Origin of the sequence: Tepidimonas sp. (genome assembly GCF_029335975.1) — a bacterium.
GTDB lineage: Bacteria > Pseudomonadota > Gammaproteobacteria > Burkholderiales > Burkholderiaceae_C > Tepidimonas.
On record NZ_JARJMT020000172.1, the window covers coordinates 1 to 11,255 of the forward strand.

Below are 11,255 nucleotides of genomic sequence, written 5' to 3' on the forward strand. Positions count from 1 at the left end.
CGCCTGCAGCAAGCAGTCGGTAAAACCACCGGTGCTCTGCCCCACATCCAGACAGCGGCGCCCGGCCACCGGCACGCCGGTTCGCTGCAGCGCCGCCGCCAGCTTGAGCCCGGCGCGCGAGACATAGCGCAGCTCGGCGTCGTCTGCAAGCTGCCACTGCGCCTGCGGCGCCACCCGTTCACCCGCCTTGTGCAGCGGCTGCCACGGGGCGCCCTCGCCCGCCCGCCAGCGCACGGCGCCGGCGGCAATCAGCCGCTGCGCGGCCGAGCGCGAGGCCACAAGCCCCGCCTGCACCAGCGCTTGGTCGGCCCGCATGAGCGCGCTCGCCCCGCGGCTTCAGTAGCGGTAGGTCTCGGGCTTGTACGGCCCCTCTTTCGGCACCCCGATGTAGCTGGCCTGCTCGTCGGTCAGCTCGGTCAGCATCGCGCCCAGCTTGCGCAGCTGCAGCCGTGCCACCTTTTCGTCCAGGTGCTTGGGCAGCACATAGACCTTGCCCTTCTCGTAGTAGTCGCGGTGCGTGTAGAGCTCGATCTGCGCGATCGTCTGGTTGGCAAACGAGCTGCTCATCACATAGCTTGGATGGCCGGTGGCGCAGCCCAGGTTGACCAGCCGCCCCTTGGCCAGCAGGATGATGCGCTTGCCGTCTTCAAAGATCACATGATCGACCTGTGGCTTGATCTCCTCCCAGTGGCAACGCGCCTCCAGCGCGGCGACATCGATTTCGTTGTCGAAGTGACCGATGTTGCAGACGATGGCCTGATCCTTCATCCGCGCCATGTGTTCGTAGGTGATGACCTGCTTGTTGCCGGTGGCGGTGACAAAGATGTCGGCCTTGTCGCACGCCCAGTCCATCGTGACGACCTTGTAGCCCTCCATCGCCGCTTGGAGCGCGCAGATCGGGTCGATCTCGGTCACCCACACCTGGGCCGAGAGCGCCCGCAGCGCTTGCGCGCTGCCCTTGCCGACGTCGCCGTAGCCGCAGACGACGGCGATCTTGCCCGCGATCATCACATCGGTGGCGCGCTTGATGCCGTCCACCAGCGACTCACGGCAGCCGTAGAGGTTGTCGAACTTGCTCTTGGTGACGCTGTCGTTGACGTTGATGGCACGGAACATCAGCTCGCCGCGCGCGGCCATCTGCTGCAGGCGGTGGACACCGGTGGTGGTCTCCTCGGTCACACCGATGATGTGCGCTGCCTTGCGGCTGTACCACGCGGGATCTTGCGCCAGGCGCGCGCGGATCGCGGCGAACAGCACGCGTTCTTCCTCGCTGGCGGGATGGTCGAGCACCGAGGGGTCCCGCTCGGCCTGCTTGCCCAAATGCATCAACAGGGTCGCATCGCCGCCGTCATCCAGGATCATGTTCGGGCCCTCGTCGGGGCTGCCAGCCGGGCCGAATTCGAAGATGCGGTGTGTGTAATCCCAGTACTGCGCCAGCGTCTCGCCCTTGACCGCAAACACCGGCGTGCCCGCCGCAGCGATGGCCGCGGCCGCATGGTCCTGCGTCGAGTAGATGTTGCACGAGGCCCAGCGCACCTGCGCGCCCAGCGCCTGCAAGGTCTCGATGAGCACGGCGGTCTGGATCGTCATGTGCAGACTGCCGGCAATGCGCGCGCCCTTGAGCGGCTGACTGGGCGCGTATTCCTCGCGGATCGCCATCAAGCCAGGCATCTCGGTCTCGGCGATGCGGATTTCTTTGCGGCCCCAGTCGGCCAGGCCGAAATCGGCCACGACACAGTCGGTGGGCAGGGAACAGTGCAGCGGTGCATTCATGCGGTGACTCCTACGCGATAGAGGGCCACCGGCGGGCGCGTGTGCGCTCACGCCACACGCCGGTGGGTGAGCGTCGTTGCCAGCATCGCCGCTGCGCACGGCATGCACGCAGCGGGCGGTTCCGTCGAGCCTCGCGCTGGGGGCAAACAGCCCAAACGCTGCAACGCTCCTCGAAGAACTCCCATAGTATAAGTCGAGTCGGGTTCTGGCGATTTCTATAATCGCGCCATAACCCGGTGCCCGGCGGTGGATTTTTGCATCCATCCGCAACCATGCCGCTGGACCGCACCCGAGAATCCACGCCATCTTGGACACCTCTGCCACCACCTCCCCCTCCGCAGCCGCCCATGCGCTGCAGCTGGTGGCCGCCGACATGCAGGCGGTCGACGCCGTCATCCGCGCACGGCTGGGCAGCGACGTGCCGCTGGTGAGCCAAGTGGCGCATTACATCATCGGCTCCGGCGGCAAACGGGTGCGGCCGGCGCTTCTGCTTCTGGCCTGCGGCACCCTCGGTTGTGTCGATGGGCGCCGGCACACCCTGGCGGCGGTGGTGGAGTTCATCCACACCGCCACGCTCCTGCACGACGACGTGGTGGACGAGTCCACTTTGCGCCGCGGGCGCGACACCGCCAATCAGGTGTTTGGCAACGCCGCCAGCGTGCTGGTCGGCGATTTCTTGTACTCGCGGGCGTTTCAAATGATGGTGGACTGCGGCGACATGCGCATCATGCGCGTGCTGGCCGACGCCACCAATGTCATCGCCGAGGGCGAGGTATTGCAACTGATGAATATGCGCGACGCCGCGCTGGACGAGGCGGCCTACCTGCGCGTCATCCGCGCCAAAACGGCCAAGCTGTTCGAGGCCAGCGCCCGGTTGGCAGCGCTGCTGGCCGGAACGGACGCGCACACCGAGGCCATGTGCGCCACCTACGGTCAGGCGCTGGGCGCAGCGTTTCAAATCGTAGACGACCTGCTTGATTACGAAGGCGATGCAGCCGAGCTGGGCAAAAACCTTGGCGACGACTTGCGCGAGGGCAAAGTGACGCTGCCCCTCATCTGCGCGCTGCGCCGCTGTGCACCGCATGAGGCGGCGCGGATCCGCGAGGCCATCGAGCAGGGCGGCAGCGATCACCTGGACGAGATCGTCACCATCGTGCGTGCAAGCGGCGGCCTGGCCGAGGCGCGCGCCCGAGCTGCCGCCGAGGCCCAGCGCGCCATCGAGGCCGCGCAGGCGCTGCCCACCGACGGCGACGCACGGCGCCAAGCGCACCAAAAAGCTTTGCTACAATTGGCGGCTCAGTTGTTGGAGCGCCGCTGTTGAGGCGCATCGACATCCGAATCGGGGTGTAGCTTAGCCTGGTAGAGCGCTACGTTCGGGACGTAGAGGCCGGAGGTTCGAATCCTCTCACCCCGACCAGGATCGTTGCCGGCGGCCCGTACGCGCACGGGACCGGCTGAAAAGCCGGCCGGCGCAGCGGCAAAACTTCGCTACAACCGTGCCAGCAGCCGGGCGGGTCGCAGGCGTACCTTCACTTCGTCCGCCAGTACGGCCCGCCGAATCTCGTAAGCCGACCCACGGGTATCGCGCAGCGGGGGCTCGCCCCGAGGTAAGCCGTCGCGCGTCACGATTGCAAACACCAGCGGGGCATTCGCCCGCCGACCGCGGCGGGCGACGACGCCGACTTCGCCATTGACCAATTCGACGAAGGTGCCCGGCAGCTACAAGCCCAGCGCCTTGATGAAGACCACCCCCAGCGGCGTCGGCGCCCCGCTGGCATCGAGATACACGTCCCGCGCGGCGCGGGCAGACGACAGACCGGAGCGTGTGTGGCGCGGGCTGATGCGCGCGACATAGATGTCCGTCATGCGCAGCAGTTGCGCCGCATCGCTGATCTCGGTACGGCCTGCCGGATAACCCAAGCCGCCGGCCAGCTCGTGGTGGTCCCGCACCAATTCCAACCAAGCGGCATCGGCGACCCCCAATCGGCGCAACATCTCCTCGCTGTGCACAGGGTGTTCCCAAACCGCCCGCCGCTGCTCGGGATGCAACGCCGCATCCTGCCGGGCCAGATCGTCGTGCAGCCGGGCCATTCCCAGGTTCATGGTCAGCGCGGCGCGCTGCAGGCTCTGCTGGCGTGCCTCGTCCTAACCCAGCGTTTGGGCCACCAAACCGGCCCAGACCTCGTCGGCGGGCTGGGCATCGGGCGTGGCCTCGACCGCATCGCCGTGGCCCATGGGGCGGGTGACGCCGGCGATGGATTCCAGACTCTGGTTGCCGCGCACGGCGCGGTCGATGGCGGTGGTGTAGCGCTAAGTCCACGCCCGATACTGCGCCTCTTCCACCTGAGGCTGATGCATGGACAGCCAGTGGCGTTGCTGTTCGTCCGCGATGGCTTGGCCTTTGCGCAACAGCAGCTTGCCCTGCGGATCCCACACATTGACCGGCAGTGTTTGGCCCAGTGTGATAGCGTCGATCGGCAGTGGTACGTACATGGTGCGTGGAGGGGTTTTCCGCAAGTGTCATTGCGGCTTGCGATAATGCGGCTCAAGATGGCTACGCCTTCACTGCCGCTGATTCCGGTATCTGATCTGCAGGTCGGGCACTTCGTGCTCCTGGACTTGGGCTGGATGGAGCATCCGTTTTCGCGCAACAGTTTTCGCATCGCGTCCGAGCGGCAGATCGAAACCATCCGCGCGCTGGGTTTGACGCGGGTGCGAATCGACCCGGAGCGCAGCGATGCGCCGCTGCCCGGGGCCACATCCGCAGCCACGGACCCATCCGCCGCGCCCGCCGACAGGGGCGCCGAGACCGCGGCCAATGCGGCGGCCCGGCAGCGCGCGCAAGCCCTGGCCGAGCAGCGGCGCGCCCTACAATGCTGTGAGCGTCAGTACCACGAGGGCGCGCGGCGCTACCGCAGTCTGCTTGACGATCTGGAGCGCGACCCCGTGGCTGCCGGTCAGCAGGCCCGCGCGCTGGTCAACAGCATGCTGACCGACATCCAAGGCTACGGCGAGTCGGCCATCCGCTTGCTCAGCGATGTGCAGGGCGATCGCGCTGCGCAGCATGCGATGAATGTGGCGGTATTGTCGGCGCTGCTCGGTCGTGCCTTGGGGATGCACGGCGAGGAGTTGGAAACACTCGGGCTGGCCGCGTTTGTGCACGACATCGGCAAGACCCGGTTGCCGCACCTGGTGCGGCACAAAGACGACGCCTTCACCGCATCCCAGCTCAAAGCCTATCAGGAGCACGTCGCCCACGGGGTGGCTCTGGCGCGGACCATGGGCATGAACCCCGCGGTGCTGCAGGCAATCGCCCAGCACCACGAAGCGGCAGACGGCAGCGGCTTTCCGCGCGGCTGCCGGGGCGAGGATATGAGCCGCTGCGCGCATGTGCTGGCGCTGATCAACCGCTACGACGGTCTGTGCAATCCGCTCAACCCGGCGCGCGCGCTGACACCGCACGAGGCGCTGTCGCTGCTGTTCGCCAAGTACAAAGCGCGCTTCGATCCGTTGACGCTCAACGCCTTCATTCGCATGGTGGGGGTCTATCCGCCCGGCTCCATCGTGCAGCTCAGCGACGGCCGCTATGCCGTCGTACAGGCGGTCAATTCGGCGCGGCCGCTCAAGCCCCGGGTGCTGGTGCATGATCCGCGCACGCCGCGCAGCGAGGCGCTGCTGCTGGACCTGCAGGCCGAGCCGTCGCTGTCGATTCAACGCAGCCTGCGCGCCGACCAACTGCCGCGCGCCGCGCTGGACTATCTGGAGCCGCGTCCCCGCTACTGCTATTTTTTCGAGCGCGCCGTCCGTCCCGACGGCGGACCTCCAGGGGCTCCGACATGAACCCCATGCGCTGGGCGACGATCGCCGAGGGGTTGATCGAGGCCGTGTGGGTGGTGGACCCCCAGACCCGGCGTATCCTGTATGGCAATACGGCCGCCGCTCGGCTGCTGGGGGTGGAGCCAGGGGCGCTCATCGGCAGCGCCGTGGAGGACTGGATTGCCGATCCACAGGACCATGTGTACTGGCAGGAGTGGCAGGATGGCATCGAGCAGACGCTCGAATCCGAGGCCGCAGTGCGCCGCATCGACGGTGAGCGGGTGCGGGTGCAGCGGCGCATCAGCCCGGTCACGCTGGAAGGCGGCGAGACCGTCGTGCTGGTGGCGATGCAAGATCTCAGCGAATGGCAGCAGGCGTGCCAGCGGCTGGAAACCCTGCTGGCGGAGTTGCGAGCCGCGCTGGAATCCACAACCGATGGCATCCTGGTGTGCGATCTGGATGGACGCATCCGGGCTTTCAACCGCACCTTCGCCGCTGTCTGGGAGCTGCCCGAGGCCCTGCTGACGCAACCAGACGACAGCGCCATCTGGGGCCATTTGGCCGCCCGCGTGCCCGACCCGAGCGGCTTTCTGAGCCGGCTCGGCGAGCTGCAGCGCGCCCCGCTGTTGGAGGCGCACGATGCCGTGCTGCTGCGCAATGGCCGCATTCTGGAGCGCATCTCGCGGCCCCAGCTCGCGCGTGGCCGACCCATCGGGCGCATTCATGTGTTTCGCGACGTGACGCAGCGCACGGCCATGGAGGCCAAATTGCGGCTGGCGGCCAAGGTGTTCGAATCCAGCCTGGATGCCATCGTGGTGACGGACCCCGAGCGTTACATCGTGACCTGCAATCCCGCCGCCCTCAAGCTCGCGGCTCTGGAGCGCGACCCGCAGGGCGAGCGGCTGGATGACTTGCTGTATGCCCCGTCGCAGCCGGACTGGGCCCGGCTTGTCGCCCAGGCCCTGGCAGACCAGGGCTACTGGGAGGGCGAGCTGTGGCTGCGCCGCCCCGAGGGTCCGGCAGTGGCGCTGCTCGCCTCGTGGGTGCTGCTGCGCGACAGCGATGGGCGACCGCTGAACACCGTGCTGTTCGCCAAGGACTTGTCCGAAAAGCTGGAGGCCCAGCGCCGCATCGAACAGCTCGCGTACAGCGACCCGCTGACCGGCCTGCCCAACCGCCTCATGCTCGGCGAGCGCGTCCGGCATGCGATTCATCTGTCGCAGCGCAGCGGCTGCGGGTTTGCACTGTTGTTTCTGGATCTGGATCGCTTCAAGAGCATCAACGACTCGCTCGGCCACATGTTCGGCGACCAGGTGTTGGTGGAGGTGGCGACCCGCTTGCAACGTTGTTTGCGGCAGACCGACACCCTGTCGCGGCTGGGCGGCGACGAATTCGTCATCCACCTGCACGAGGCCGACGGCCATGCGGCCGAAACCACCGCGCAACGCATCATCGAAGCGATCAGCCACCCCGTCACGATCGGCGAGATGCAGTTCACGCTGTCGTGCAGCATCGGCATCGCCATGTATCCGCGCGATGGCGCCACCCTGGACGAGTTGATCCGCTGCGCGGACACCGCCATGTATCAGGTCAAAGAGCGGGGCAAGGGACACCACCGCTTCTACCAGCCGCAGATGAACGCCCATCTGCTCGAACGCATCCAGATGGATCATGCGATGCGCCAGGGCTTGCACATGGGCGAATTCGAGCTGCACTACCAGCCTCGCGTGGACCTGCGTTTGGGCACGGTACCCGCCTGCGAAGCGCTGGTGCGCTGGCGTCGCCCGGGGCATGGCTTGGTCATGCCAGGCAGCTTCATTGGCTTGGCCGAGGAGACGGGTCTGATCGCGCCGCTCGGGCAGTGGGTCCTACAGCATGCGATTGCACAGGCGGCTCGCTGGGCGGCGCAAGGTCGACCGCTGCAAGTCGCGGTCAATGTGTCGGCGCTGCAGTTCCAGCAAGCCCGCTTCGTGCAGGATGTGGCGGACACCCTGCAGCAGCATGGGCTGGCGCCGCACCTGCTGGAGCTGGAGCTGACCGAATCCATCCTGATCCGCGATGCGCAGGAGGCGCTGACCAAGCTGCAGGCGCTGGCCGACCTGGGGGTCGAGCTGTCGCTGGACGATTTCGGCACGGGCTACTCCAGCCTCGCTTATCTCAAGCGCTTCGCGCTGCATCGGCTCAAGATCGACCGCAGCTTCCTCATGTCCATGCCCGAAGACGAGGCGGATGCGGCGATCGTGGCAGCCATCGTGCAGATGGGTCACGCGCTGTCGATGGAGGTCGTGGCCGAGGGCGTGGAGCGCCCGGAGCAACTGCAGCGACTGCGCGCCTTGGGGTGCGACCATTACCAAGGCTTTTTATTCGCCCAACCCATGCCGGCCGATGCGTTGCTCGCACGGCTGGCGTCGCTCGACGCCGACCCGACGCCAACGCCTGGACCGTGATCAGGCGGCCTGCGCCCAGGCCTGCAGGTCCTGCGGCTTGACCTGGCCGAGCTTGCGGTGCGCAATGCGGCCAGCTCGGTCGAACACCACTGTAAACGGCAGCGCCCCGGTGTCGTTGCCGAGCTGGCGCCCCAGATCGGTCCCACCCAAGCCGGCCAGCCCGACGGGGAAAGACAGGGGCTGTCGCTGCAGGAATTGCCGCACGGCGCTGGGCTGATCGATGGCTAGGGCCAACACTTGCCAGCCCTCGGCCCGCCGTTCCCGATAGAAGCGATCGAGCAGCGGCAGCTCCTCCACACAGGGGGGGCACCATGTCGCCCAGAAATTGAGCAACAGCGGCCGTCCGCGCAGCGTTGCCGCCGCCACGATACCGCCCTCTGGCCGCTCCCACTGCTGGGACCACAAGGCCTGCTCGGCCCCCGCGGCGGGATCGCTTGGAGCCAAGCGCCTGGCGGCCACAGCGGCGCCCAAGGCCGCTGCGGCGGCCGCCAGGCCGATCGTCATCGTCCGTCGCTGCATCGATTTCACTCCTGGTTGCGTGGGTCGGAGTCGGCGGCGGCCAACAAAGTTCGCACCTCGGCTGCCGTGCCGCGCGGCGCCCGACCCAGCGCGTCGGGCAATCGAGCCCCGCGCCCCGCCTCGGTGTCGTTCACCCACAGATACAAATCCACCCGCTCGCGCAGCCCCGCGCAGGGTACGGCCAGCCGCAGCACCTCGGTGTCGCGGCCCCGCATACCGCGCGCGGTTTGCGCATCATAAGAGAGCCCGGCGTTGAGGAGGGCGATCTCCACCGCCTTGGGGTCGTCGGTGAAGAGTTGCAGGTGAATATCGGACAAACGGGTTGCCGTGCCGTGCCAGACGGCCCCGCCGAGCAGCGGGGAAAATTCGGCCAACCGCTCCATCCAGGCCAGAGCCGTCTGGCGCAAAGCACGCAGCTCGCCCGGCTGCGTCTGGGCATGAAAGATCGCCAGGTGCTCGCGCACGGCGGCCTCGATGAGCGCCGGGCTCGGCAGCGGGGTGCGGGGCGGCAGGCGCAATTGCTCCCGCGCGCGCTGCAGGGCGCGGCGCCCCTGCAGCCCCTCGTCCACCATCAGTGCAGCGGCCACGGCAGCCAGCTCGCGTTGCGTGTCGTCACTCATGGGCCCGATTGTCGGTGATGGTCGGTGATGGTCGGTGATTCTCGGCGAAGGGTCTGCGTGCGGCCACTGGCCGCGATAATCTCGCGATGCATATCCACATCCTCGGCATTTGCGGCACCTTCATGGGCGGGCTGGCGGCGCTGGCGCGCGAGGCCGGCCACCGCGTCACTGGCTGCGACGCGGGCGTCTATCCGCCGATGAGCGAGCAGTTGCGCGCGCTCGGGATCGATTTGATCGAGGGCTACGCCGCCGACCAGCTCGCCTTGCGGCCGGACGTGTTCGTCATCGGCAATGTGGTCAGTCGCGCACGCGGCCCCGACGGGACGCCGCGGTTTCCGCTGATGGAAGCGATTCTGGACGCCGGGGCGCACTACACGAGCGGGCCGCAGTGGCTCAGCGAGCAGGTGTTGCACGGCCGGCATGTGCTGGCGGTTGCCGGCACCCATGGCAAAACCACCACCACGGCCATGTTGGCCTGGATTTTGGAGTGGGCAGGACGGGCGCCCGGCTTTCTGGTCGGGGGTGTGCCGCGCAATTTCGGCGTCTCCGCTCGTCTCGGGCGGCTGGCGACGGACGGCTCGCGCACGCCATTCGTGATCGAGGCCGACGAATATGACACCGCGTTTTTCGACAAGCGCAGCAAATTCGTGCACTATCGCCCACGCACTGCGGTGCTGAACAACCTAGAGTTTGACCACGCCGACATCTTTGACGATCTGGCGGCGATCGAGCGCCAGTTCCACCACCTGCTGCGCACCGTCCCCCCCAGCGGGCGGGTGGTGGTCAATGGGCTGGAGGAAAGCCTGGCCCGGGTGCTGCACCGCGGCCTGTGGAGCGAGCTGCGCACCTTCGGCGCCGTCGACAGTGACTACACCGCCGAGGGTGACCCCCAGGACTTTACCGTGTTGCGCCGGGGCGCGGCGGTGGCGCGCGTGCGTTGGGATTTGGCCGGTGTTCACAACCAGCTCAACGCGCTAGCCGCCCTGGCGGCAGCCGAACACCTGGGGGTGGCGCCCGAGGCGGCTGCCGAGGCACTGGCCAGCTTTGCCAATGTGCGCCGGCGGCTGGAGGTTCGCGCCACCGTGGCCCTGCCAGGCGGGGTGATCACCATTTATGACGATTTCGCCCACCATCCGACGGCGATTCGCACCACGATCGACGGTCTGCGGCGCCGCCTCATCCGCGAGGGCCGACCCCACGAGCGCATCCTGGCGATCTTCGAGCCGCGCTCCAACACCATGAAGCTGGGCACGATGAAGGCCCAACTGCCCTGGGCGCTGGAGGGCGCGGCACTGGCCTTTTGCCACGCAGGCGGGCTGGACTGGGATGCGGCTGCGGCGCTGGCGCCGATGGACGGGCGCGCACAGGTGGCGCCGGACATCGACACGCTGGTGGCACAAGTGGTGGCAGCGGCGCGTCCCGGTGACCATCTGCTGTGCATGAGCAATGGCGCCTTTGGCGACGTTCACGCCCGACTGCAGGCCGCCTTGCAGGGCGCCTGGACGGATCGAGCGGGCCGAGCGAGCACTCGGGATGCCGGGCGCGACGAGGCGAGCGTTCCGACTATCGGCTCATGACGATCCAGGCCGTCACGACGCCGACCTGCGATTCGTCGAAATTTGGCGCTGGCGCCGTCGTGTCGGTGTATTTCCAGCGGTCGTCCTTACTCCACGCCTGACCGGTCGTGACGGCAGTGGCATTGGCTTGGGAGGCCTCGCGCACGCGACCGAAGCGGGCGTCGGCTTGACCGTCGATCTGGCTGTCGAGCAGTTGTGCCAGTGAGGTGCCCGTGGGATTTCGCCTTCCAAGAGGCCGCTCTCATCCTGCTTTGGATTGCTGAGCAGCATGCTTGCGGATCCAGTTCTCGAGGAACCGAACCGGCGAGCTGTAGCCCAGGGTGCAGTGGCAGCGACTGCGGTTGTCCCAGCAATCGCCCTTGCGTCTCATCGCGGCGGTCATGCCGTACTCGCTGAGCCTGGCCGTCATGGCCTGGCTGGCGTACTGGCTGCCACGGTCGCTGTGACAGAGCACGCCGGCGCCCACGCGCTTGCCCGCCTCGGCCGCCTTCGCCCAGTTGCGC

Annotated in this window: 11 protein-coding genes, 1 tRNA gene, 2 pseudogenes and 1 riboswitch; of the genes and pseudogenes, 5 read left to right on the forward strand and 9 right to left on the reverse strand. The window is 67.6% G+C overall.

Annotation, left to right across the window (positions count from 1 at the left end):
• Together P3W97_RS09640 and ahcY are read right to left on the reverse strand one after the other, a co-directional pair.
• The coding region (locus P3W97_RS09640) for an SAM-dependent methyltransferase (protein WP_300846199.1) at nucleotides 1-315 on the reverse strand (315 nt) is incomplete at its 3' end.
• 21 nt (nucleotides 316-336) lie between these two features.
• Complete coding sequence (gene ahcY, locus P3W97_RS09645; RefSeq protein ID WP_300846201.1) at nucleotides 337-1,773, reverse strand: adenosylhomocysteinase; 1,437 nt, start codon at nucleotides 1,771-1,773, stop codon at nucleotides 337-339.
• 61 nt (nucleotides 1,774-1,834) lie between these two features.
• A riboswitch (S-adenosyl-L-homocysteine riboswitch) is annotated at nucleotides 1,835-1,951 on the reverse strand.
• Between the two features lie 195 nt (nucleotides 1,952-2,146).
• Between ahcY and P3W97_RS09650 the strand changes: the two genes are divergently transcribed.
• Together P3W97_RS09650 and P3W97_RS09655 are read left to right on the forward strand one after the other, a co-directional pair.
• Entirely contained in the window at nucleotides 2,147-3,094 is a 948-nt protein-coding gene (locus tag P3W97_RS09650) for a polyprenyl synthetase family protein (protein WP_300846220.1), read from the forward strand.
• Between the two features lie 19 nt (nucleotides 3,095-3,113).
• A tRNA-Pro gene (locus P3W97_RS09655) sits at nucleotides 3,114-3,190 on the forward strand.
• 302 nt (nucleotides 3,191-3,492) lie between these two features.
• Here P3W97_RS09655 and P3W97_RS09660 read toward each other — a convergent pair.
• The 3 genes and pseudogenes from P3W97_RS09660 to P3W97_RS09670 all read right to left on the reverse strand — a co-directional run.
• Nucleotides 3,493-3,903, reverse strand: a pseudogene (locus P3W97_RS09660) (HD-GYP domain-containing protein); the annotation flags it as partial.
• Between the two features lie 15 nt (nucleotides 3,904-3,918).
• On the reverse strand, nucleotides 3,919-4,056 hold the full coding sequence (locus P3W97_RS09665; RefSeq protein ID WP_300846205.1) for a hypothetical protein: 138 nt from the start codon (nucleotides 4,054-4,056) through the stop codon (nucleotides 3,919-3,921).
• A 27-nt stretch (nucleotides 4,057-4,083) separates the two neighbouring features.
• Nucleotides 4,084-4,266: a hypothetical protein gene (locus P3W97_RS09670; protein ID WP_300846207.1), complete on the reverse strand. Its 183-nt coding sequence runs from the start codon at nucleotides 4,264-4,266 to the stop codon at nucleotides 4,084-4,086.
• A 57-nt stretch (nucleotides 4,267-4,323) separates the two neighbouring features.
• On the opposite strand from P3W97_RS09670, the gene P3W97_RS09675 reads away from it, so the two are divergent.
• Nucleotides 4,324-5,613, forward strand: a complete 1,290-nt coding sequence (locus P3W97_RS09675) for an HD-GYP domain-containing protein (RefSeq protein WP_300846209.1) — start codon at nucleotides 4,324-4,326, stop codon at nucleotides 5,611-5,613.
• Complete coding sequence (locus P3W97_RS09680; RefSeq protein ID WP_300846211.1) at nucleotides 5,610-8,036, forward strand: EAL domain-containing protein; 2,427 nt, start codon at nucleotides 5,610-5,612, stop codon at nucleotides 8,034-8,036. The genes P3W97_RS09675 and P3W97_RS09680 overlap by 4 nt, the downstream gene beginning before the upstream one ends.
• Here the strand turns inward: P3W97_RS09680 and P3W97_RS09685 are convergent, their stop codons facing one another.
• Nucleotides 8,037-8,555: a TlpA disulfide reductase family protein gene (locus tag P3W97_RS09685; protein ID WP_300846213.1), complete on the reverse strand. Its 519-nt coding sequence runs from the start codon at nucleotides 8,553-8,555 to the stop codon at nucleotides 8,037-8,039.
• A gap of 5 nt (nucleotides 8,556-8,560) precedes the next feature.
• Entirely contained in the window at nucleotides 8,561-9,175 is a 615-nt protein-coding gene (locus P3W97_RS09690) for a hypothetical protein (protein ID WP_300846215.1), read from the reverse strand.
• Nucleotides 9,176-9,261: 86 nt separating this feature from the next.
• On the opposite strand from P3W97_RS09690, the gene mpl reads away from it, so the two are divergent.
• Nucleotides 9,262-10,752 (forward strand): UDP-N-acetylmuramate:L-alanyl-gamma-D-glutamyl-meso-diaminopimelate ligase, encoded by a 1,491-nt coding sequence (gene mpl / locus P3W97_RS09695; protein WP_300846217.1) that lies wholly within the window; start codon nucleotides 9,262-9,264, stop codon nucleotides 10,750-10,752.
• Here the strand turns inward: mpl and P3W97_RS09700 are convergent.
• A complete protein-coding gene (locus tag P3W97_RS09700; RefSeq protein WP_300846218.1) occupies nucleotides 10,739-10,897 on the reverse strand; it encodes a hypothetical protein in 159 nt (52 codons plus the stop codon). The genes mpl and P3W97_RS09700 overlap by 14 nt on opposite strands.
• Nucleotides 10,898-10,993: 96 nt before the next feature.
• Nucleotides 10,994-11,255: pseudogene (locus P3W97_RS09705) on the reverse strand (hypothetical protein); the annotation flags it as partial.

Bases quoted from the DNA above. Each gene is read 5' to 3' on its own strand.
- ahcY (WP_300846201.1), bottom strand. From the start codon at position 1,773: ATGAATGCACCGCTGCACTGTTCCCTGCCCACCGACTGTGTCGTGGCC.
- P3W97_RS09650 (WP_300846220.1), top strand. From the start codon at position 2,147: ATGCAGGCGGTCGACGCCGTCATCCGCGCACGGCTGGGCAGCGACGTG.
- P3W97_RS09670 (WP_300846207.1), bottom strand. From the start codon at position 4,266: ATGTACGTACCACTGCCGATCGACGCTATCACACTGGGCCAAACACTG.
- P3W97_RS09675 (WP_300846209.1), top strand. From the start codon at position 4,324: ATGGCTACGCCTTCACTGCCGCTGATTCCGGTATCTGATCTGCAGGTC.
- P3W97_RS09680 (WP_300846211.1), top strand. From the start codon at position 5,610: ATGAACCCCATGCGCTGGGCGACGATCGCCGAGGGGTTGATCGAGGCC.
- P3W97_RS09685 (WP_300846213.1), bottom strand. From the start codon at position 8,555: ATGCAGCGACGGACGATGACGATCGGCCTGGCGGCCGCCGCAGCGGCC.
- P3W97_RS09690 (WP_300846215.1), bottom strand. From the start codon at position 9,175: ATGAGTGACGACACGCAACGCGAGCTGGCTGCCGTGGCCGCTGCACTG.
- mpl (WP_300846217.1), top strand. From the start codon at position 9,262: ATGCATATCCACATCCTCGGCATTTGCGGCACCTTCATGGGCGGGCTG.